General features: G+C 49.2%; 17 protein-coding genes. 8 read left to right on the top strand and 9 right to left on the bottom strand.

Annotation, left to right across the window (positions count from 1 at the left end):
* Positions 1-20: 20 nt before the first annotated feature.
* Positions 21-725, bottom strand: coding sequence for a hypothetical protein (locus tag ACF8D4_RS01570; RefSeq protein WP_025888906.1), 705 nt, complete (start codon positions 723-725; stop codon positions 21-23).
* Between the two features lie 187 nt (positions 726-912).
* Here ACF8D4_RS01570 and ACF8D4_RS01575 point away from each other — a divergent pair, with 187 nt between their 5' ends.
* Both ACF8D4_RS01575 and ACF8D4_RS01580 read left to right on the top strand, forming a co-directional pair.
* Entirely contained in the window at positions 913-1,443 is a 531-nt protein-coding gene (locus ACF8D4_RS01575) for a DUF2780 domain-containing protein (RefSeq protein ID WP_028780010.1), read from the top strand.
* A 185-nt stretch (positions 1,444-1,628) separates the two neighbouring features.
* Complete coding sequence (locus ACF8D4_RS01580; RefSeq protein ID WP_028780009.1) at positions 1,629-2,084, top strand: TerB family tellurite resistance protein; 456 nt, start codon at positions 1,629-1,631, stop codon at positions 2,082-2,084.
* Positions 2,085-2,106: 22 nt separating this feature from the next.
* On the opposite strand, the gene yjeH is transcribed toward ACF8D4_RS01580, so the two are convergent.
* Positions 2,107-3,372 (bottom strand): L-methionine/branched-chain amino acid transporter, encoded by a 1,266-nt coding sequence (gene yjeH / locus ACF8D4_RS01585; RefSeq protein WP_028780008.1) that lies wholly within the window; start codon positions 3,370-3,372, stop codon positions 2,107-2,109.
* 141 nt (positions 3,373-3,513) lie between these two features.
* Between yjeH and ACF8D4_RS01590 the strand changes: the two genes are divergently transcribed.
* Complete coding sequence (locus ACF8D4_RS01590) at positions 3,514-3,939, top strand: Lrp/AsnC family transcriptional regulator (protein ID WP_028780007.1); 426 nt, start codon at positions 3,514-3,516, stop codon at positions 3,937-3,939.
* Positions 3,940-4,133: 194 nt separating this feature from the next.
* Here the strand turns inward: ACF8D4_RS01590 and ACF8D4_RS01595 are convergent, their stop codons facing one another.
* The 5 genes from ACF8D4_RS01595 to ACF8D4_RS01615 all read right to left on the bottom strand — a co-directional run bounded on the left by ACF8D4_RS01595 (position 4,134) and on the right by ACF8D4_RS01615 (position 7,083).
* Positions 4,134-4,424 (bottom strand): cytochrome c3 family protein, encoded by a 291-nt coding sequence (locus ACF8D4_RS01595; protein WP_025010747.1) that lies wholly within the window; start codon positions 4,422-4,424, stop codon positions 4,134-4,136.
* 22 nt (positions 4,425-4,446) lie between these two features.
* Positions 4,447-5,388 carry a cytochrome c nitrite reductase subunit NrfD gene (gene nrfD / locus ACF8D4_RS01600; protein WP_025010746.1) on the bottom strand — a complete coding sequence of 314 codons (942 nt, stop codon included), beginning with the start codon at positions 5,386-5,388 and terminating at the stop codon, positions 4,447-4,449.
* The gene (locus ACF8D4_RS01605; RefSeq protein WP_025010745.1) at positions 5,385-6,068 is read right to left on the bottom strand and encodes a 4Fe-4S dicluster domain-containing protein; all 684 of its coding nucleotides are present in this window, start codon (positions 6,066-6,068) and stop codon (positions 5,385-5,387) included. Before ACF8D4_RS01605 ends, nrfD begins: the two co-directional genes overlap by 4 nt.
* Positions 6,069-6,080: 12 nt before the next feature.
* Positions 6,081-6,542 carry a nitrite reductase gene (locus tag ACF8D4_RS01610; RefSeq protein ID WP_044735454.1) on the bottom strand — a complete coding sequence of 154 codons (462 nt, stop codon included), beginning with the start codon at positions 6,540-6,542 and terminating at the stop codon, positions 6,081-6,083.
* Between the two features lie 76 nt (positions 6,543-6,618).
* On the bottom strand, positions 6,619-7,083 hold the full coding sequence (locus tag ACF8D4_RS01615) for a hypothetical protein (RefSeq protein WP_025010743.1): 465 nt from the start codon (positions 7,081-7,083) through the stop codon (positions 6,619-6,621).
* Positions 7,084-7,764: 681 nt separating this feature from the next.
* On the opposite strand from ACF8D4_RS01615, the gene ACF8D4_RS01620 reads away from it, so the two are divergent.
* The 5 genes from ACF8D4_RS01620 (at position 7,765) to menE (ending at position 13,605) form a co-directional block, all read left to right on the top strand.
* Complete coding sequence (locus tag ACF8D4_RS01620; protein WP_157771182.1) at positions 7,765-8,445, top strand: LysR family transcriptional regulator substrate-binding protein; 681 nt, start codon at positions 7,765-7,767, stop codon at positions 8,443-8,445.
* A gap of 137 nt (positions 8,446-8,582) precedes the next feature.
* A complete protein-coding gene (gene menD, locus ACF8D4_RS01625; protein WP_107005799.1) occupies positions 8,583-10,304 on the top strand; it encodes a 2-succinyl-5-enolpyruvyl-6-hydroxy-3-cyclohexene-1-carboxylic-acid synthase in 1,722 nt (573 codons plus the stop codon).
* Positions 10,304-11,092 carry a 2-succinyl-6-hydroxy-2,4-cyclohexadiene-1-carboxylate synthase gene (menH, locus tag ACF8D4_RS01630; protein ID WP_107005891.1) on the top strand — a complete coding sequence of 263 codons (789 nt, stop codon included), beginning with the start codon at positions 10,304-10,306 and terminating at the stop codon, positions 11,090-11,092. Before menD ends, menH begins: the two co-directional genes overlap by 1 nt.
* Positions 11,092-12,135: an o-succinylbenzoate synthase gene (gene menC / locus ACF8D4_RS01635; RefSeq protein WP_107005800.1), complete on the top strand. Its 1,044-nt coding sequence runs from the start codon at positions 11,092-11,094 to the stop codon at positions 12,133-12,135. The genes menH and menC overlap by 1 nt, the downstream gene beginning before the upstream one ends.
* 42 nt (positions 12,136-12,177) lie before the next feature.
* On the top strand, positions 12,178-13,605 hold the full coding sequence (gene menE, locus ACF8D4_RS01640; protein WP_107005801.1) for an o-succinylbenzoate--CoA ligase: 1,428 nt from the start codon (positions 12,178-12,180) through the stop codon (positions 13,603-13,605).
* Here menE and ACF8D4_RS01645 read toward each other — a convergent pair.
* Positions 13,588-14,802 carry an EAL domain-containing protein gene (locus ACF8D4_RS01645; RefSeq protein ID WP_107005802.1) on the bottom strand — a complete coding sequence of 405 codons (1,215 nt, stop codon included), beginning with the start codon at positions 14,800-14,802 and terminating at the stop codon, positions 13,588-13,590. The genes menE and ACF8D4_RS01645 overlap by 18 nt on opposite strands.
* 258 nt (positions 14,803-15,060) lie before the next feature.
* On the bottom strand, positions 15,061-21,666 hold the full coding sequence (locus ACF8D4_RS01650; protein WP_392464441.1) for a calcium-binding protein: 6,606 nt from the start codon (positions 21,664-21,666) through the stop codon (positions 15,061-15,063).
* Positions 21,667-21,909: the final 243 nt, after the last annotated feature.

Here is a 21,909-nt window from a genome sequence, read left to right on the forward strand (position 1 = left end):
GAGCGGCTAGCAAAGAAGATTCAAGCTCGGCCCTTACGGGCAACGCGATAGAGGCGGAACAAGGCTACATTGACGAACAAACCAATGAAAGCCACAAAGGTATCCACTACCAACTGCAGTGGCATACCACCAGCCTGTCCCAGTTGCGACAGCACACTGCCGATGAGAAGCAGCGGAAAATAGCTCAGCAGTACCAAGATTGTCGTGCCGGTGAGCCCGCTACTGAACTCAAAACTGGCCTTGATAGCCTGCAACGGGCTCATGCGCTCGACCACTACCATAAAGTTAACAAAGGCCAGGCGGGCAAACAGATACAGGCTGATCCCCATCCCCAGGATCCAAATAGGCCCTATGGCCGCCAGGATCATGGTCGGCGCCGCGATCGCCATTCCGGAGAACACTCCGGCCAACATCAGCCCAGGCACAAATGCCAGACTGGATTTCAACACCTGGCCAGTACTGGGCTGCATGCCTTCGGTACGCAGCTCCATAAATAGCGTCAACGCCGCGATAAGCACTGAGAAGATCACCATCAAGGCGATCACTGCCAGCATATGAGGAGTGCCGAACTGCGGATTTTCAGGATCGGCATTTAGCAGCTCGGCACCGAGCCACATTTGAATACCCACCTGCAACAGCAGTAAGGGAACGGTCAGCATCGCCAGCTGAACGATATGATTACGGAAGAAGTTATAAGCTTCGGTCAGGATGGCAGACAGAGACATGCAGCTTTCCCAAAAAGGTTGTAATTAAAGGATCAAGATAGACGCCAAGGATACCCAAATTCACGCGCCAATGCACAAATGAAATACAGCAAAACGACCGCCTGTCACGCAAAAGCCGTGCATCGACGCCAGAGATAAGACTAGAATATGGCCCCAGAAGACCTTTTATTTGCACAGGAAAGCAGAAATGAAAGCTTATATCACTGCAGCCGTAATCGTGGGCTCACTGTTGGCGGCCCCAGCGCAGGCCGGTTGGTTCGACAAACTCACCAGCAACCCCCAGACACAAGCCGATACGGCCACCAATACCCAGACCGCCACTCAAAACAGTGAGCTGGTTGGCACCGTGATGTCACAGCTGGGTCTGACTCAAACCCAGGCCGAAGGTGGCCTTGGCAGCCTGCTCGGACTGGCCAAGACTTCATTGGGGCAAGAATCTTTCTCTCCCATTGCCGACAGCATTCCCGGTATTGATGGCTTGCTGGCCGCGGCGCCCAAGCTGGATGGCAACTCAGGGATGACGGGCCTGCTTTCCAAAGCCGGCGACCTGGGTAACTCTCTACAGGGCAGCGCCATGGTCTATGATGCCTTTGCCAAACTGGGGATCTCCAAAGAGCTGGCTGCGCCCATGATAGATATAGTCAAAAACTACCTGCAAAGTAGCGGTGGCGAAGGCACAGCCGATCTCCTGGTCAAGGGGCTGGGCTCACTGCTGTAAAGCGGTTCACGCTATCAAAGGGGAACCCGCGGCCACTGATGGCGTCTAAAAAATGTGGCCGCCCGGTTAAAGCGCGCATCGGCAAGGCTGGTTTTCACCCTGCCCAAGCCGCAAACCGCGCGGCCCGACACTCCCAGAGCCAACAGGGTTAACCCCAACACTGAGCCAACTGACAAGAGAAGCCTATGATCGCCAAACTCAAGCAGTTTTTGAATGCCCATCAGCAGAGTAAATCCCCGCAGGAACAACAGAAACAACTGGAATTGGCAGCCGCCAGCATGTTGTTGGAAGTGGTTTATGCCGATGAGGAGATGTCCGGCACCGAGGCCCAGCTGTTACCCGAACTTCTGGAACAAACGCTGGGTATAGCCGCCGAAGCGGCGGCCGAGCTGATAGTTGAGGCGAAACAAAGCCGTCACGATGCCACCTCACTGTTTGAGTTCACCTCAGCCATCAATGATAGCTTTACCCTTGAGCAGAAGCAGCAGCTGATCCTGGCGATGTGGCGTGTGGCCTATGCCGACGGCGAACTGTGCCGCTACGAAGACCAGATCATCCGCCGCTGTGCCGACCTGCTGTATCTCAAACACTCTGAGCTGATCCAGCTGCGCAACCAGGCCATGACTGGCAACTCAGACTGAACCCGCCTTTTATTGCACGCTTTTATTGCATAGGGATCACCGGCGGCAATTGGCGTTTCTGCCACTGCTGTTGCAGTGTCAACAACACAGCCAGCACACAGAGCAATCCCAGGGCGTAAGCCATAGCGCTGCCGAGTGCAAACGCCAGCAAAACACAAAGCGCGCAGCTTAGCAGTACCAAAGGCAGGTAGCGTTTGCTCAGCAAGCGAATGGCTGCCAGCATGGACAAGAGATAGATCACCACAAAGACCCCGTTACTCCAGGCAATAAGCTGCTCAAGCTGTTGGCCTGAAATATAGGTCAGCACTATCACCAGCCCCATCACACCCAGCACGGCCGACAAGGCTCTGACCGGTACCTGATAACTGTTACGCTCACGGAACCAGGCCGGCAATATCCCCTCGGTACTGAAGCTCCAAAGCAGCCGCGATACACTGGCGGCATAAACGTTAACCGCTGCCAGACCACTGGCAATACCCAGCACACCTATCACCTGAGCGCCGTATCCGCCGAGCAGGGTATCGAATGCGCCTATCATGGCGACCTTGGTATCCACTTCCACCAGCAATAACAGCAAGGTACAGGCCAAATAAACCGCGCCGACCAAAATCACCCCTATCACCATGGCGGGGATCAAGTCCCGATCCGGGCGCCGAAAATCGTTGGCCAAGTGGGTCATGGCCTCCACACCGAGGAAACTCCAGAAGGCGATGCCTATCGCCAGCATCACGCCGTCATAATCGGGAGTGGAATGAGCAGTCAAAGACACCAATTCACCGGCCTTGGCACCACCGGCGCCGAACATCATTACCACCACGGCCACAATTCCCAGTGTCAGGGCAAATTGCGCCTTGGCAGAAACCTGAATCCCCCTGAGATTGAGTAGCCAGAGCCCGAGCAGAACCAAGAGTTCGCAGCCCACCTGAACCCAGCCGGACACGGGAACCAGCGCATTAACGAATTGGAAAGTCATCAAAATGGCGGCGGGCGCACCGATAGGCACAGCCATCAAAAAGCTCAAACCTATGGTGCGCCCCAGGGTACGGCCAAAGGCTCGTTCGACAAAATAAGCCGGCCCGGCGGCGTGAGGGAAACGACTGGCCAGACGGGCAAACACCAGGGTCACCGGAATAATGGCCAGGGTCAGCAAAGCCCAGGCCAACAAGGCGCCACTACCGGCTTTGGCGACCGTCATCTGCGGCAAAATAAACACCCCGGTACCCAACAATGTGGTGGCCATTAAGCCGGCGCCCTGCCAGCGTCCTATGGTTCCTGTAACTTGATTCATCTGCTAAATTATCAGTATCTTGAATGGCGCCAGTATAGTCGTTCTCCGGCAGACTTTCTGTCATTCGTTTCCGTCAAATACGGCTTTTAAGCCGACGAAATGACGGCAAATCAGCAAAAAACACTCAAAACGTCAGGTAGCATGGATAAGTTCGATAAAGCAATCATTAATGCGCTTAAAAAAAACGCCCGTCGGAGTATTTCAGATGTGGCAGCCGAAGTGTCGCTGTCCCGCAGCGCTGTCTCGGACAGGATCAAGAAGCTCGAGCAAAACGGTGTAATCCGCGGTTACCAGCTGCTACTCAGCGAATCCCAAAAAGAAGCTGTGAGTGCTTACTTTGAAATTCAGCATAAGTGCCCCCGCTGCAGCGATGTGGTGCATGTGTTTCACGCGATTCCGGAAGTCGTTACCTGCCATGGTATCTCAGGCGACATGGATCTGCTGGTGTTTGTCAAAACCCCATCCATGCGGCGGCTGCATGAGATCCGCGAATATATCGACACTCACACCGAGATAGTGAAGATTAAAACCCATGTGGTGATGAGCGAGTGGATTAATAACCAGTGAACTAAAACCAAGAAAAGCCACCCGCGTGCTCAATAGGTGGCGAGTCCCGTGGAGGATCGGGAAATGCGTCAAAGGCGCAATAACAAAGTGGCTTCCTGCCCAATCACTTCCTTGTCAGCAACGTAAAAACGCTGCTTCAGGATGCGGCGGTGCTTGTTATTGACTGCAAAGCCGCCGCATTCCTTAACCTCTTATCAGTGGCAGTCTTTGCAACCCGCTGCCGGGTCTTTTTCTTCGTGAGCTGTATGACAGTCAGTACAGCTGAGCACGCCATCATGTTTCTTGTGAGCCTCACCTTCGAGCGACTTCATATCACCGTGACAGGAAGCACATTGCTCGTTTTCAAAGGCATAGTCGGCGGAAGGCGAACCATCTTTATGGCAGGCTTCGCAGCCGGACATTTCCGTGTGGGAATCGGCAATCGGGGCCGCCAGCAGTGAACCGGAGAAACCCAGAGCCATCATCAGAAGCATTTTTTTCAACATCACATTTTCCTTTTTATGGGGGTTAAGCAATCGTCATTTGTCCTGTGTACAGGATGAAGTGGCGCAGCAAAATGACCCCCAACAGACTCAGGGTTGCTGTCGCAGCCACATAAGACCATTTACGCTTGGCCGTGGCGGTCATAAACAGATTCATGGCCAGTGGAATAGAGAGGCCACAACCCAGGATCCCCAGCCAGAACACCCAGCCCCAGAAACCTTCCCCTATGGCATTGAAGGCCGCGACTTTGCTTTGGCCACCGGTGAGTACCAAGCCGGCGAAGAAGGTGAAGATCACCGCAATTTCCACCAGGATCAGAGGGATCTCTATCTTGTGAATAAAGTGCACTTCCTTGCCGTCAGGATTACCCTTGAGCAGCACACCACCAAGCAGAGACGCCGCCGCACCGGAAGACAAACCGGAGATCAGGAACAGCAGAGGCAATACCGGGTTCTTCAGCATGGGGTAACCGGGCAGAGCCGACAGCAGGAAGCCGGTATAAGCCCCCAGTGCCAGGGAGAAGATCAGCAACAGACCTGTCAAACTGGGCTCATGCTTGGCCAAAAAGCCTGTCACTTTAAGCACCACGGGGAAACGTTGCTCACACCAGTCATCTATCGGTTGACGGAATACCATGGCAATCCAGGCAAACATGAACACCATGTAAACCATGAGGATCATCACCCCAATGGACATCACTGAAGTGGGGTTATAGAACACCAGAATCTTCCAGAAATGGAACGGCTTGGTCAGGTCGATTACCAAGATCCCCAAGCCCGCCATCACAGTGAGCGGCGCCACCAAACAAGCTGCCTGGACAAAGCCGGAACGCCAGGCATCCTGCTTCAAACAAAGGTTTTTCAACAGCACGGCAAAGAACATGGCGCCCGCCGAAACCCCGGCGAAGAACAGATAAAACGCAATGGGCCAGTGCCAAACCAAAGTATCAAAATGAAAAGGACTCATAGCTTAATCTCCCCCTGTTTGGCCACAATCTTGAACAGCTTGGGCCGGGTGCCGAGATCGACCTTGGATCTCTGGGTTGGGTTGGCCCGAATCATCTGCACCACTTCTGAACTCGGATCTTTCAGGTTACCGAATACCAAGGCTTTGGTTGGGCAGGCTTCCACACAGGCCGGCTGTTTACCCTGCTTGAGTTGAGTCTCACGGCAGAAGTCGCATTTGTCGGCCGCTTTGGTAACAGGGTTGATAAAGCGCACCTGATAGGGGCAAGCCGCGATACAGTACTGACAACCGACACACTTCCAGGCGTCGACCGTCACTATGCCGGTTTTCTTGTCCTTGAACGCCGCACCTGTTGGGCAGACGTTGACACAAGGCGCGTCTTCACAGTGCTGACAAGACTTACGGCTAAAGTGATAAAACTGGTTCGGGTATTCGCCGTAAGGGCCGGTGCGAATAATCTCCAACCGGGAAACCCCTTCAGGTACCTGGTTGACTTCCCGACAGGCGTCACTACAGGCGTTACAACCAATACACTTGGTTTCATCATGGAGCAGGGCATAATTGATCCCCGAGTCATGATCGGCACTGGCAACCGCTTCATTGCCACTCAATGGATAGAGAGAGGCACCGGCCATCAGGGCACAGCCCCCTTTTAAAAAACGTCTTCTGGAATTTTCCATTACTCTTACCCCTTAGTTGGCCGTATGACAGTCGCGGCACAACTTACTGTGCTGTTTGCCTGTTGCTTGTTTCATTGGATCGTCCAACGGGTGCAGCTTGTGGCAGGCGGCGCAGCTCAACTTGTCGGCGTGAACATTGTGGGTCCACTCTTTTTCAGCCAATTTCTGCGGCTGGTGACACTTGAGACAGGTGGCATTCTGGGTCGCAGGTGCAATCCCTTCCTGAGGAGTAAATACCCTTAAATCATTGGGCTTTCTTGGATGGTTTCCTTTTTCGCCATGACAGGTACTGCAACTCATATTGAGCTGATCCTGGCCATGGTGTCCCTGCATTAAGCCATTGCGTTTGTGGCACTTCACACAGGGATCACTGTTAATTTTCAACGCGGTCTCGGCATAGACAACGCCGCTCACTCCCAACAAACAAGTCAAAGAGGCCGCGCCTAATATTGCACGCCATCGAATACTGGACATCTCGGGTCCTCACTTTCAATTGGATCTAACAGGGACTCAAGGGTGGCAGCGCAGCACCGCCACCCGTTATTGCAGCCTAAGCCGTCAACATCTGCTCAAGATGCTGTGCATCCAGGGGATTGGAGCGTTTCATATCGATGAGGCGAACGTTGAGTTTTTCGAGTAGGCTCTTTGAATTGGCACTTTCAGCATCACTGAAATCTGAAATTACCATTTTTATTTCTGAAGAATTCTGATCTATCAATACATAGTCCAGACGTGAGTGACTTGCAGGCGCATGTGGGTCAATATCAACCACTGACTCCAAAGCTACATTGCTGCAAACTTCGTATCGACCATTGGTTAAAGACTTCAGAGATTTAAAAAAGTCTAAACTCTGTTTGTCAAAGAACCGATTCTTGAGCTTTATCGCTTCGGCGTTTTTTTCGTCTGACTTAAAGAACTTGATACATGTCATCACAAATACCACCAGCACGAATGGTACTGCAATAAAAAGCACGAAGTAGATAAAGGCATAACTTAGAATAACTGAAGTATCCATATAACCCTCCAAACATCATTTTTAGTTTTTAATGCGCTTATTGCGCAGTTGAATTATTACTATCTACAGCAATATAAATTTTGATCATCATCAAATAACCATCCGGAGAAAGACTGAAAAAACAAAACATAAGACACTGACTACATTGCCATTTTCTAGAAAACAAACTGCTAAAAATAAGAAATTAAATTTAGATAAAACGATATTTGAAAATACACTATTTCACTATTTGAAATATGCAGGCGTAATGAGAATCCCTCTCACATACAACCTTTGATTAACCTAAAACCCAGCATTTAGTGATCTAGAATACAGAATCAAAAATAGCTTCGAATAAAATTATTTTTTCTGAAAAAACTGGTTAATATAGATATCGAGGGTACCACTAAAGGAGTATTGCAGATGAACCATATTGACTTTGAAAAACTGGATATTCTTAGTCTTTCCATTCTTGTTAGCTTATATGAGAACAAGTCTGCAACACATGTTTCCAAAATTCTAAATGTACCCGCACCAAAAATAAGCCGTTGTTTAAAAACTGCCAGATCTATTTTTGGTAACGAGCTATTTTTAAGAAAGAAGTATGGCCTTATTCCAAATGAATTTGCAGCCAAGGTTTACCCTATTGCCAAAGAAATAGTCGACTGTGCCAAGGGCTTCAATCATCTTGGAAACCCAACCTTGGCTGGAAACAAAAACTTCGAGCTGGTCACCCCCGGGCTGATATCCTACGCCTACCCAAAAGCCTTGATGCAGGCCATTAAACAACAGAACAAGCAGTTGCATATCAATTTGAACTCCTGGGGCTGCAACTCATTGCAAGGAATAATAGACGGCAACATCAGTGCCGGGCTTTGCAGTTGCCATTACCCGCAGGATTTACTGGCAATCGGCAATAAGTTACAGATAGAAGCCTTGAGAAAGCTGGATAGCCTTTACCTTATCTGCAACAAGAATCATCCGCTGTTGTCCCGTGAACTGACACTGGAAACCATAGCCGAGTATCCCTATATCAATACAGATCTGGGCCTTGGTCCCAACAGCCTGAGCCCATTTGAAGACTACTGCCGGATCAACAATCTGGATTTGAATGTCGAGATGACCATCACCGGCATTTCCTCCCTGAGTGCCTATCTGGAAGCCTCACAGGCAGTGGCTTTGGTGCCCTATAAGGCGGTATTCGATCTGCTGGGCGAAGAACCCCTGCTACACCTTTGCAAACTGTCGGAAATGGAAACCACCCGGCTGTTCAATGTCACTGAGCCACTGACTCTGACACTGCTCAGCCCCAGCGGCCAGCAAGACCCGGATCTGGAATGGATTCGCTCACAGCTGCGTTTGGTGAGCGGAACCTTGCTGTAGGCTTGCCACATCAATCTGAACCCGATCTCAGCCGATCTTTGGCCTTGAGGTATACAGACAGATTTGCCCAAGAGTTCATACAATAGCGCTGCCAAAAGCGGTACACTAATGAGCATTCGATACTGGGTAAGCTGTTTATGCAAATCAATTCTCACGCCGAACTCAATCTCCTTTGGGGTTCCCTCATACTTGAAGAACTGGCACGCCTTGGGGCTCAGCATGTGTGCATGGCGCCGGGCTCGCGCTCCACGCCCCTGACGCTGGCAGCCGCCCGCCAGGACAAACTAAAACAACACCTGCACTTCGATGAGCGTGGACTGGGCTTTATGGCGCTCGGGCTCGCCAAGGCCAGTCGGGCTCCGGTGGCCATTATCACCACCTCGGGTACGGCCGTTGCCAACCTGTATCCGGCCATCGTTGAGGCCTGGTTGACTCAAGTCCCCTTGGTCGTGCTTTCCGGCGACAGACCGCCTGAGCTGATAGCTTGCGGCGCCAACCAAGCCATACTCCAACCGGCGATTTTCGGCCAATATGCCAAGCAGTTGAACCTGCCGACACCGGATCTGGCCATAGCCCCTCAGGCACTGCTGACTCAGATTGATGAAGCCGTGGCCAACCAAAGCATGCCGGTCCACATCAATTGTATGTATCGTGAGCCGCTGTACCCAAGCAGCCTGGATGCCCCCAGAAGCCAGGCCATAGAGCACTACCTGCAACCTTTGGCGAGCTGGCAACAGGCAAGCACACCCTATAACCAATATGCAGCTGTAGGCATGGGACAAGTCCCCAGTTGGGATACCATGGCGCGTTTTGTTCACGGCAAGGGTGTTATCATTGCCGGCACCCTGGATAGTGCCGATAATCCACAAAAGTTGGTCGAACTGGCCAGCAAACTCGGTTGGCCGCTGCTGACAGATGCCCAGTCTCAGCTGCGTCAACATCCTGCCGCGATAGGCAATGTCGACCAACTGCTGCTCAACCCCAAGGGCCGAGCCCTGCTGCAACAGGCCGACCGGGCACTGGTGTTTGGTGGACGCCTGCTGTCGAAACGCTTGATAAGTTATCTTGAACAGCAGAACTGGCACCAATATTGGCAAGTATTGCCGCAGCAGATGCGCCTGGATCCCAGCCATAAACCCAAGCAGATCTGGCTGGCAGAGCTACAGCAGATAGCCGCGCTTGAGTGGCCACGCTCGTCCTCCGCCAATTGGGCACTGGAGCTCACCGCCCAGAATGAGGCGCTCAATGAGCTCTTTGTACGCCAAATCGATAACGGCGAGTTCGGTGAGGCCCAGGTGATCAGGGCCATAGCGGCAATCCGAACCGGCGAGCAGCAGCTTTTTATCGGTAACAGTTTGCCGGTGCGACTTTATGATATGTTCGCGCCCATCAGTTGCTGCGCCGCCATCACCTATACCAACCGCGGTGCTTCAGGGATAGATGGCCTGCTGGCCAGTGCCTGTGGCGTCGCCAACCACAAGGGCCAGGCCACCACCTTGGTACTCGGCGATCTATCGGCGCTGCACGACCTCAACTCTCTGGCACTGGCACGCCAGGCTCAGGGGCCATTGGTGATAGTGATACTCAACAATGATGGCGGCAATATCTTCAATATCCTGCCGGTACCGGATGAGCAAGTAAGGGCTCACTATTATAGATTAAGCCACGGGCTGGAGTTTGGTTATGGCGCGGCCATGTTTGGCCTGCCCTACAATAGGGTGGAAGACTTCCAGGGCTTTATGGATGCCTACAGTGAAGCGCTCAACTATAACGGCGCCTCGGTTATTGAAGTTTGCATCAGCCAAACCCAGGCCAGCGACCAGATAGCCAGCATAGGCCAATGGGTAAAACAAAGCTGATGTTAGCCACAACGACTCAGGGTTCAGCAACCCAGCCGCCTTTGGTGCTGCTGCACGGTTTTCTCGGCAGCAGCTATGATTGGCGCGAGTTGCTGCCGCACCTGAGTCAGGACTACTACTGTATTGCGGTCGATCTCCCGGGCCATGGCCGCAGCGGTGATATCTCGATAGCGAGCCCAGGCTTCAGTGACTGTGTTGCCTTGCTGCGCCATACACTGCTCAAGGCAGGCATCCCACGCTTTCACTTATTGGGATACTCGCTTGGTGGCCGTATCGCGCTGCATCTGGCTCAAACCTGGCCCGAGGCGCTGCTGAGCCTGCATCTTGAGTCCTGTCACCCGGGCCTGTTATCCCATGATGAACGTCACCAGAGGGCGATGGCCGATAAGCTGTGGGCCGAACGTTTTAACACTATGCCGATTGAACAAGTGCTGGCCCTCTGGTATCAGCAAGCGGTATTTGCCGACCTATCAAGCGCCGAGCGTGAACGTTTAATCGAAAAACGCCGCCATCAGCAGCCGCTTGGCCTAATCAACTGTTACCAGGCCACCTCACTGGCACTGCAACAGGATCTGCGCCAGGTGCCGGCCAAGCTTGCCTGCCCAAGCCACTACTACCTAGGGGAGCAGGATGCCAAGTTTAGCGCTCTCGCCAAGGCTTGGCAGCCACAAGCCGGATTCAAGCTGCATACCATTGCCGATGCGGGCCATAATAGCCATCAGGCCCAACCCGGCGCTTTTGCCACGGCGCTCAAAGGCGCCCTGAACGCGATTTCAAGGGGTGAATGATGCATCCAGACTCACTGTCACTGGCCCGCTATAGGCTACCGCTGGAAACCTCACTACCTGTGGGCAAGCAAAGAATCGAACAGAGAGCCGGGCTGGTTATCAAGGCCAGTTGCGGCAATGAAGAGCATTTTGTGGAAGTCGCCCCCTTGAGCGGCCTGGATGCCAACGGCGAGCCACTGCTGGGTTTCAGCCGTGAATCGCTGGCGGAGGTGACAGAAGCAGCCTTGGCGCTGATGCAAGCACTGGCAGCCAAAGAGCTGGAGTTGAGTCAGGCGGCCGATGCCTGTCAGTATCCCTCGCTCGCCTGGGGGCTAAGTCTGCTCGATACCAAACTCAAAGGACAACTGCCACAGCGCTGGCCGGCCTTTGAAACCATCCCGCTCATCTATCACAGGGAAGAAGAGCCACTGGCGCTACTGCAACAAAGGCTGGCGGCGCTTCCCGATACGGTTCTCAGAGCCAAGATCAAGGTCGCCCAGACCAGCATGGAGCAAGAGCTCAGACTGATCCATGGTGTATTGGCCGCCAAACCTCATCTTAAACTCAGGCTGGATGCCAATCAGGGCTTTGAGTATCAGCAAGCAGTGGATTTTTGCGCTTGTCTGCCCAAGGCCAGCATTGAATATATTGAGGAACCCTGCCGCCGCGCCGACGATAACCCGGCCCTATTCAAGGCCACAGGGATCCGCTATGCCCTGGATGAAAGTCTGCTGCAAAGTGAGTTTGTACCTGACTGCAATGACTTCGCGAGCGGTCTCACGGCGCTGGTGCTTAAACCCATGTTGCTCGGCAGCTTAACCAGACTGCAAACCCTGATCGAACAGGCCGAAGCGGCCGGCGTGCGCGCCCTATTGAGTTCCAGCCTGGAATCTTCTTTGGGAATTGCCGATCTGGAGGCGGTCAGTGCCCTCTTGACCCCCAACGAAGCCCCCGGACTGGATACTCTGGCGCCTTTCGGACGCGATATTATTGTCGGCCAAGGGCGCAAACCCTGTCTGGACTTTGCCGAGCTGGAACTCTTGGGTCAGTGGCCCTGTCTGTAACCGCCGCCTCTGCAACCTCCAATTTCATTAACAGGAAAGCGCATGACCTACTCGCCCCTTCACCTCAGTGGCCAACAGACTCCGGATGCCATCGCCTTGGTAGAGGGTGGCTTCTGTCATAGTTATCAGGCAGTAAGCCGGCAGGTGTTGGCGCTCGGCGCTAAGCTTCGAGCCTTGGGGTTGCAGCGCGGGGATAAACTGGCTTGTGTGGCCGCCAACTGCCGCGAGCTGATGTTGCTGTATTGGGCTTGTTTGGATCTGGGGCTGCTCTTTTGCCCGCTGTCACCCAAGTTTCCGGATAGTCAGCTTCAGGAGCTGCTTGAGCGTTTACATATTCGCTTTATCTGGTGTCCGGATAACGCCCGGAATGAGCTTTGGCAAACGCGGGATATCACCCGAGTGCAGGCGGATTTTGCCACCTTAGATTCGACCCGCTTAGATTTGAACAGTCCCTCTACCGAGATAGCCACTGTCTCGGCCGATACGCCGCTCAATATCATTCTTACCTCGGGCTCCTGTGGCAGCCCCAAGGCCGCAATCCACTGCCTTAGTAACCATATCGCCAACGCCAATGGCAGTCGGCAGTTGATCCCTTTGACGAGTGGTGATGCCTGGTTACTCTCGTTGCCGCTGTTCCATATCGGTGGTCTGGCAATCCTCAATCGCTGCGCCCTGGCTGCGGCGGCCGTGGTGCTGCCGGACAATAAGCTGACTATGGCGGCGCAGTTAAAGCGTGATGCCATCACTCATCTCTCATTGGTGGCCACCCAGTTACAACGCCTGTTGGACGACAGCCCCGAAAGCCTTATGGGAGTGAAGTGCCTGCTACTTGGCGGCGGCGCCATAGGCCAAGGCCTGCTGGACAGGCTATCTCCCTTGAAGGTGAAAGCCTTTACCAGTTACGGCATGACAGAGATGGGCTCGCAGATCACCACGGGAATGGCCCGCAGCGATGGCAGCAGTGGCCGCCTGTTACCCGGGCGCGAACTCAAAATAGAACAAGGAGTTATCTGGGTCAGGGGTGAGACCCTGTTCATGGGTTACCTGCAGCCGGATGGCAGCATAGTTAAAGAGACCCAAGGCGGTTGGTTCTGCACCAAGGACAAAGGCTTTTGGAGCCAGGATGGGCTACTGCATATTCAGGGGCGGGTCGACAATATGTTTATCTGCGGCGGCGAGAATATTCAACCGGAAGAGGTGGAAGCGGCGCTGAAACGGCACCCTGCCATCCTGGATGCCATCGTCTTTGGTGAAGATAACCCCGAGTTTGGTTTACTGCCGGCCGCCATTTTGCGTTATCGAGGCATAGAAGTACCGAGCGAAGCCGAGTTGACCGCCTTCCTGGCAGACAAGCTGGCCCGCTTTAAACGCCCGAGGCACTATTATCCCTGGCCGCAAGAGGTTGCAGATGGACTCAAGGTGCAGCGTAAACAGCTTATTGCGGCGATCAGTTCAACCAGAAATGCTTAGGGTTTGGGAATCTAAATAGCGCTTACGAAAATCGGCTTCACTCAAAGGCTTGGAAAAGTAGAATCCCTGCCCCAGGTTGCAGCCAAGATTTTGCAACAATCTGAGCTGTGCCTCGGTCTCAATACCTTCAACCACCAGTTGCATGTCGAGCGAGTCAGATAATGCAATTACACTGGAAATCGCCGCCTTGCATCTGGGCTCTGTATCCAGGCCAGCCACAAAACAGGCATCCAGTTTCATTTGTGAAAAAGGCAGCTCACACAGACGAGCCATAGAAGAATAAGCTGCACCAAAGTCGTCAATGGCCAGTTCACAACCCAACATGCGTAAACGGATCAGGTTTTCCATATTGAGGGCCGGTGCCGAGATAAGCCCGGACTCGGTGATCTCTATGGTGACCAATTTCGGTGGCAACTTGTAGTCACGGATCAACTTGGAGATCTGATATACCAGCTCAGTGGAGTTCAGTTGAGAAATATCCAGGTTATAGGCCAGCGACAAGCGATAATCTTGTTCCAGCAATTGCTTTTGCAGCCTTATCCCCTGGCGGAATAGCTGCAGAAACATTTCATCCAGCAGCCCATAGCGGATCAAAGGCTCAATAAACAGTGCCGGACTCAAGAGACCAAATACGGGATGATTCCAGCGCGCCAAGACTTCGGCGCCTTCAATCTGCAAATCAGATACGTGGAACTTGGGCTGGTAAAAGCCGACAAACTGCTGATCCATAACTGCATCCTTGAAGTCTTTGAAATTCAAAGATACCCAGTCGGTTTGTCTTTCAGGCTCAAGCGTTTGCTGACGAGGTTCGTTCAACTCGCGATAACGGCAAATCATTGAGCTCAGGTTTTCAATTGTGGGAGACTTGGCCAAGTCTCCCATATATTGAAACCCCAACAGTTTGACCATCTGCGATACTGCCCGGCGCAACTCTCTGTCCACATCGCTATAGAGCGCTACGGCACGAATTTTAAACCTAGTCCTTGCCTGACGCAGAAATGACAGTCCATCGGTTCCGGCCATCATCAGGTCGCAGATGACTATGTCGACTTCGCGATTCTGAGTTAACCAAGAGAAGGCTGCAGTTGCACTGCCGAAACTAACAACATCCACACAGGCCAACGACTTGAGATTATGCTCCAGCACAGTGCGTTGAAACGGATGATCCTCAAGAATCAGTACCCTGAGTTTATTCATGAGTCTGCCTATAGAAGTAATAATGGTTCAGGCAACTACTTATTTAGGTTAAGTCGGCCAACGGAAAACTTGCATGCAATAAGGCATTCAGAGTTACAAATATCAAGAAAAAGTGACGCCAAAACTCATAAAAATCATTTATGCTGAATCGCGACCAACAACCATTGTGGTCCTAGGAGCTAAATTTCACTATTAAAAATTAAAAAGCCGTACTGAGAAAAACAGCACGGCTTTTTGTCTATAGAGCTATGTTAAATTTTAGTAGCGTTCAACTATAGGTAACACGTTCATGTGATCCCCCTTAATATTACTCAAGTCAGAATCAGCTTCACCATCAAATGCAGCATAAGACTGAACTAGCAAATTGAATGATTGATCGAGAGATGCAGCCTCGGAAACACCATTTACTTCGGAACTAAGGGTCTTTGAGAGAGATACCATTTGTGATACATCATCTACGCTCCAGGTATTGCCGTCTGCAAAAACTATGGAGTCTAAACTGTGAATATTGTCACCGTTACTCACAAAGTAGTCCTGTACTGTAACTTGGTCATCAGTTCCATCGATATGAAGAACTAAGTTATCATTTAGACGAGAGACGCTAACCTGTGAACTGGTGATTTCTGTACCAAAAGACAATATATCAACGCTTTCGGTATCAGAGTGTTGGTTTATAATCACATCTTGACCATCACCTAATGTAAATAAGTAATTATCATTACCACTTCCGCCGATAAGTGTATCATTCCCAGCTCCTCCCGAGAGAACATCATCACCACCTTCGCCTAACAACAATTCATCATCAGATGAACCGAAAAGGCCTTGATTACTTCCATTGCCCTTAATGACTTGAGCGAAGGCTCGTTGATCGGGCAATTTCAAGCTTTGATCAGACTCTTCTACATCAGGAAGCGTTAAGCCATAAGCACCAAAGATCTGTGCCGCGTTTAGCTTTCCACCCGATTCGAATACGAAATTATCAACTGCGTAGTCTCCACCTAAAAAGAAATTGGAAATAGTAACCTGGCTATCGCCACTACCAAGTATCAAATCATCTCCCATTCTCATCAATGAAGACGCTATGTCATTAAAGCTAATGCCTGACTTGAATAAAATGGTATCAGTGCCGCCTCCGGATGCATTCACAACATCCTGTCCATCACCTTTGCTTAACACGAAAGTATCATTACCCAAGCCACCGATTAAGATGTCGTTACCTAGACCACCTACTAATGTGTCATTCCCATTCTGTCCATTTAATACGTCATTACCATCAGTACCATTGATAGTATTGTCGTCTAAATCACCAAAAATGGTCTCTGTACTAGTTGATGGTTTTGCATTCGGGACGGGTAATCCAAAAGCGCCAAAAATTTGCGCAGGACTTAAATTACTTCCATCCGAAAATTTAAAATCGCTAAGTACATTCGCACCATAAATAAAGAAATCAGAAATCGTTACTTGATCTGGGCCACCGGCAATTTTTAAGATTAGATCATCGCCATACTTAGACAAGTTTTGTGCGACATCTTGCCATGAAATGTCTTCTGCAAACTCAATAACATTTACACCGGTGCTAATTTCAATAACATCCTGGCCGTCCCCTTTAGCGAACCAAAAGACATCATTGCCTGCTCCACCAAATAACACGTCATCACCTTTACCTCCAGTCAACTTGTCATTACCAACACCACCAAATATGATATCGCCATTGTCTGTGCCAACAATGACATCATCACCGCCAACATTTGGTGTCGGGTCAGGGTCTGGTGTCGGGTCAGGGTCTGGTGTCGGGTCAGGGTCTGGTGTCGGATCTGGGTCTGGTGTCGGATCTGGGTCTGGCGTCGGGTCTGGGTCAACATTCATTAGGTCATTGATATCAATTGTGCTTAGCCATCTGCCATCAGCGCTTTTTAGGTGATCAAGGGCAAATTCGCCACCAACAAAATGATTTAGCACTCGAATTGATTGACTCACACCATCACCAATGAGTATTAAAAGATCGTCACCGTCTTGGCTAAAAGTCAATTCTGCAAAATTGATATCTTGAAGAAATAGATTATCTACACCACCGTCACCCACATCCAATGTGTCGTGACCATCACCTGCATATATAAGGTAACCGTCATCACCCAAACCACCGACTAATGTGTCATCACCGCTGTTGCCACGTAACGTATCGTTACCAACGCCACCAACTAGATTATCGTTGCCCGAGCCACCATCTATGTAGTCGGAGCCTTCTCCCCCATTGATCGTGTCGTTACCGCCCAAACCAAAAAGTTGGTCGTCTCCACCCAGTCCCGAGATACGATCGTCATTTTCTGAACCAACGATTTGTTCACCTACGTTCGTACCTAATTGAACCACAAGCTTGTTAATGTCAGCGACAGTTAGGCTTGTACCATCACTGAATTGGAAGTTATTAACCAAGAAGTGATCGGTATATGATAAGAACCAATTCTCGACAGTAATGCTATCGCCACCATTACCGACTTGAATTACCATGTCTTCACCGTGTCGCTCAAAACTTAAATCTTCCACAGATATCCCTTCACCGAAAATCAAGGTATCGTTAGTGGCTGCAAAGTTAGAATAAGCTTGTTCTTTTCTGGTGGCGATGATGTGGTCTTGTCCATCCCCAAGATTAAAATGATAGGTGTCATTACCAAATGAGCCGTAAATTGTATCATTCCCGGTACCACCGATAAGGGTCTTACCACTTGTATCATAAATATCGTCGAAGGAAATCAAGGTATCATCACCGGCACCACCATCGAGCATATCATGACCATAGCCACCTTTTATCGTGTCGTTTCCTTCACCACCGTATAGTTGATCGTCACCAAGTCCACCATGTATAGAGTCATGTCCTGAATCTCCAAAGATTTGATCATTGTCATCACCACCGTATAGGGAATCATTCCCCGCTCCACCATGGATAACATCTTCTCCGGATTCACCATAAACAATATCATTACCTAAACCAGCATTCACAGTGTCAGCACGGTTGAAACCATAAATCGTATCATCAGCTTCAGTTCCGCTTAATGAATGAACAATGAGGTCATCTATATTCCATTCTACACCATCGGAAAAGGTAAAATACTCAATCCCATGTTCTTCGATATAAGTTGTAGTTGAATAGCTACGACTAAATTGGTCTTCAATAGTAATCTGGTCATTAGATTCATTAAAAGTCAAAATCAAGTCATCACCGACTTGTTTTGCATGTACATCGAAAGAATTTATATCGGTAAAGTTGATTCGATCTTCTAAACTAGAATATTTACTCGTTAATTCGAACACCGAATAATAAACAGAGTCCTTAAAGACATCTTGTCCATCACCTAAAGAAAAAATATAAGTATCGTTACCGAAGCTTCCATCTACGACATCATTACCTTTTCCACCTGTTAATGTATCACGACCAAATGATCCATCAATGACATCATCCCCCAATCCACCATCAATGACATCATTTAACTCATTGCCAACCAGCCACTTATCGTCGCCATCTGTGCCTTGGAGTACTAATAACTGAATATCAGTACTGATAAGAATAGTTCCGTCGGAGAAGGCTATATCATCTAATACAGAACCATAATCAAGTTCGATTGTTCTGAAATAATTTTCGACAGTTATCTGATCATTCGAATTGACGATTTCAATCAACAGATCATCATCATTTCTTGACAGCTTTACATCATTAATTGAAATGTCATCAGCAAACACTAGGTGATTTGACCTGCTAGAATTATTAAATTCTGACTCATATGAAATTATATCTTGCCCATCTCCGCGAGCAAAATGAATGGTATTTATGCCATCACCAGCTTCAATGATATCATCACCTTTACCTCCGGTAATAATATCGTTGCCATAACCACCATCTAACGTATCATTACCGATACCACCATCTAATCTATCATCGCCGCCTTGACCTTTAAGGATGTCATCACCGGATCCGCCTGATATAGTGTCATGTCCTTCTTGGCCTTCAATAATATCATTTCCTTCCTGACCACTAATTACATCATCTCCAACGTAACCAACGATATTATCGTCACCTTCAGTTCCCTGTAATAACGATGAGTTAATATATTCAGATGTCCACACCACTCCATTTGCAAAGGTGGCTTGAACAAATGAACCCCAACCACCTGAAGTTTCGAAATGGCCTCTTATGGTGATTTGGTCGTCGGTATCTATGAAGCGAAAGACTAAGTCAATGCCTTCACGAGCGAATACAACGTCTGTAGGGTTAATTTCACTTGTAAAAACTAATTCATCGCTGGAACTTCGATATCTGCTGGCACCAATGGTGTCTTGCCCATCACCTTTAGAGAAAATATATTTGTTATAACCTACGTCCCCATCAAGCAGGTCATTACCCTTACCGCCTATGAGTTGGTCATTACCTCTTCCTCCAAGAACCTTGTCATTGCCCGTACCACCATAGAGAATATCATTGCCTTCTCCGCCTTCAAGAGTGTCATCGCCACCCTCGCCAAACAGGACATCATTACTTTCTATTACAGGGTCAATACGTCCCACCCACCCTTTATCGCCTTTAAGGGTATCATTGCCATCGCCGCCATATAAATAGTCACTGCCATCACCACCGTTAATTACATTATCACGCTCATTGCCGATAATGAGGTCTTTTAATATACCCCCTTCGGTGGTATCAAGATCATCCATATTTGGATTTTCAGACAGTAAAGTGAATGCCCGGTCGATTGTTTGACCTTGTGTGTATTCATAGCCAATAGCATGAGTGTTGCCGGTTGAATCATAAGCAGCATAGGACGCTTGCTCTGCTATACCCATTTCGCGATAAATGGAGTTAGCGAACTCTACAGTTTCTCCTTTCTCACCAGGAGAGCTGGTATCGGAAGTTCCCTTCATTAAATGTACTAACTCATGAATAAGAGCAGCCTCTAGAGTATCTTCTACAGCTACACCATTGGTACTAATATAACTATTATTTTGAAGCCAATTTAGATCAATAAACACGCCAGCTACGCTAACGCCATTACTAATATTGTCAGAAGAAGGGTCTCGACCATTTAATGTTGAACTAAAGCCGTTCTCGGAAAATTTGATATTGATATCCTTATTACCAATAACAGCAAATTCCTTAAGCATCTTTCGAGCTATTGCAGAATTATCGTAGACATCTCTAATTGCATTTCTTATTTTATCTACTTCTTCGGGAGTGAATTGGTCATCAAAAGTTAGTTTTTTAAGGACATCATCCACGGTGTTATTACCAGAATCGACACGACCACCCTCAAGCTTTATTCCTAGCATTCCATTATAGAAATTAGGAATATTAAATCCAAAAGCTATTAATGTTTGACTGCCATCAGATTCATAAGCAACCGTGATTTGGCTTTCGGTGCCGTCAGAGTGTATAAGTGTATATCCGTCAGCTTCTAGGCCAGTTTCTGTAATAGTTTGTTTTCCCCAGAAAGTACCGCCTGTCAACTTGTAAGTTTTATCTCCAACCCCATCTGCTTTGACATATATTTCGCCTTGACCATCAGAGTCTTCAATGATGGCATAATTAGAAGCAGTACCTACATAATAGGTATCGAAGCCCTCACCGCCATTCATCAACTCGGTGCCAAGCTTTTGATAATTTGGATCGACAGGGCTGGAAGCATAAAGTCCGCCTTTATCGATAAATAAGCTATCATCTCCTGTTCCACCATAGAGCAGATCAACGCCATGGCCACCTATCAGGGTATCATTTCCTTCTCCTCCTTGAAGCAGATTTAGTTTGCCTTCACCGTAAACATCTTCTTCGCCAGACTCTAGATGATCGTTGCCTTTGCCACCATATAAGGTATCAGACCCGTTACCACCTAAAATGATATTATCAAGCTGATTACCGACAAGAATATTATCAAACTCGTTCCCACCCAAGCGTTCACCACTGCCACCATTACGCGTATCTAAAGCAAAGCGCTCAATGTTTTTATATTGCCCATCTGCTACGGCATAATCTACCGAGGATATAAGGGTATCTGAATCACCTTCACCTGCATTTTCAACGATTACATCTAGAAGCGAGTCAACATAGTATGTATCGTTGCCTGTGCCGCCGGACATGGTATCGACACCGGTACCGCCATCGAGGATGTCGTTGCCGTCACCACCGTAAAGTTTATCTGCGCCAGCTTCACCATAAAGATAGTCATGTCCATCACCACCTTCAATTTTATTCCCTCTATCATCACCAACCATCAAATCATTTAATAAATTACGGTCTATTCCACTTTGTTGAGGTGCTAAATCAATATTCCCATACTGGTTAGTAGTTTGTATAAAGTCCACCACATTACCTTGTGTATAAGTAGCCTCTATCAAAGCCTTCTCTGATGCAATCGCCGCTTCGAAATTATCTCTTCCATCACGTTGTTTTATCAGATCAAAGTGATACTTATATAAATAAGAAACTGCAACCAAAGTTTCCTGTAATTCATCTTTTGCATTGAGGCCCTCCTGTACCAGACCAATTAACCTGCCATCCATAGCGCGACGAGTCTGCAATGCCCCCCCTGTATTGCCATGGTGGTATCTAGCTTCAAACCAAGCAGCTGCTCTAGGCGACTCTGCAGCTTGATTTTTACCCGCAATGGCATCTTTAATACCGTCACCTAGAAGGCCAGCATAGCGCAAATCAAGCAGCGCTAAACGCTCAGTAGATTGACCTACAGAATCAGCATTACCTAAACCGAAAGCGCCATCAACTGCAGGCAGGCCAGCTGAACCATCCAAATATGCGTGCAATAGGATTGTCGATTGCGCTTCTGTTAAAGCAATACTTTGAATCAAAGCTTGGTGTGCAGCCAAACCACCTGTACCTTCGGCTAGAGCAATAATATCCGCATCAGTAAAAGTAGTGCCGTTATATGCAGTACGATTCCGCCATGCTTCTAAAATCTGAATACCTTGCTCTTGATCTGCAGAAAGAGTCCCCCCAAAAGAATGAGTTAATGCAGAGCGGATTTGCTTTGCCGTATGAGCCTTTAAATTGAAACCGTATCCTATAGTTGGAATTCCAACACTATCATTATGGATTCGGGATACATTGAC

Source organism: Shewanella sp. YQ_9, from assembly GCF_043103185.1.
GTDB classification, from domain to species: Bacteria; Pseudomonadota; Gammaproteobacteria; order Enterobacterales; family Shewanellaceae; genus Shewanella; species Shewanella algae.

What these genes read in the sequence shown, in the direction of transcription:
- ACF8D4_RS01645 (WP_107005802.1), bottom strand. Translation starts at nt 14,802, where the DNA reads ATGAATAAACTCAGGGTACTGATTCTTGAGGATCATCCGTTTCAACGC.
- menH (WP_107005891.1), top strand. Translation starts at nt 10,304, where the DNA reads ATGTTAGCCACAACGACTCAGGGTTCAGCAACCCAGCCGCCTTTGGTG.
- ACF8D4_RS01605 (WP_025010745.1), bottom strand. Translation starts at nt 6,068, where the DNA reads ATGGAAAATTCCAGAAGACGTTTTTTAAAAGGGGGCTGTGCCCTGATG.
- ACF8D4_RS01610 (WP_044735454.1), bottom strand. Translation starts at nt 6,542, where the DNA reads ATGTCCAGTATTCGATGGCGTGCAATATTAGGCGCGGCCTCTTTGACT.
- nrfD (WP_025010746.1), bottom strand. Translation starts at nt 5,388, where the DNA reads ATGAGTCCTTTTCATTTTGATACTTTGGTTTGGCACTGGCCCATTGCG.
- menE (WP_107005801.1), top strand. Translation starts at nt 12,178, where the DNA reads ATGACCTACTCGCCCCTTCACCTCAGTGGCCAACAGACTCCGGATGCC.
- ACF8D4_RS01590 (WP_028780007.1), top strand. Translation starts at nt 3,514, where the DNA reads ATGGATAAGTTCGATAAAGCAATCATTAATGCGCTTAAAAAAAACGCC.
- ACF8D4_RS01595 (WP_025010747.1), bottom strand. Translation starts at nt 4,424, where the DNA reads ATGTTGAAAAAAATGCTTCTGATGATGGCTCTGGGTTTCTCCGGTTCA.
- ACF8D4_RS01615 (WP_025010743.1), bottom strand. Translation starts at nt 7,083, where the DNA reads ATGGATACTTCAGTTATTCTAAGTTATGCCTTTATCTACTTCGTGCTT.
- menD (WP_107005799.1), top strand. Translation starts at nt 8,583, where the DNA reads ATGCAAATCAATTCTCACGCCGAACTCAATCTCCTTTGGGGTTCCCTC.
- ACF8D4_RS01575 (WP_028780010.1), top strand. Translation starts at nt 913, where the DNA reads ATGAAAGCTTATATCACTGCAGCCGTAATCGTGGGCTCACTGTTGGCG.
- ACF8D4_RS01570 (WP_025888906.1), bottom strand. Translation starts at nt 725, where the DNA reads ATGTCTCTGTCTGCCATCCTGACCGAAGCTTATAACTTCTTCCGTAAT.
- yjeH (WP_028780008.1), bottom strand. Translation starts at nt 3,372, where the DNA reads ATGAATCAAGTTACAGGAACCATAGGACGCTGGCAGGGCGCCGGCTTA.
- menC (WP_107005800.1), top strand. Translation starts at nt 11,092, where the DNA reads ATGCATCCAGACTCACTGTCACTGGCCCGCTATAGGCTACCGCTGGAA.
- ACF8D4_RS01580 (WP_028780009.1), top strand. Translation starts at nt 1,629, where the DNA reads ATGATCGCCAAACTCAAGCAGTTTTTGAATGCCCATCAGCAGAGTAAA.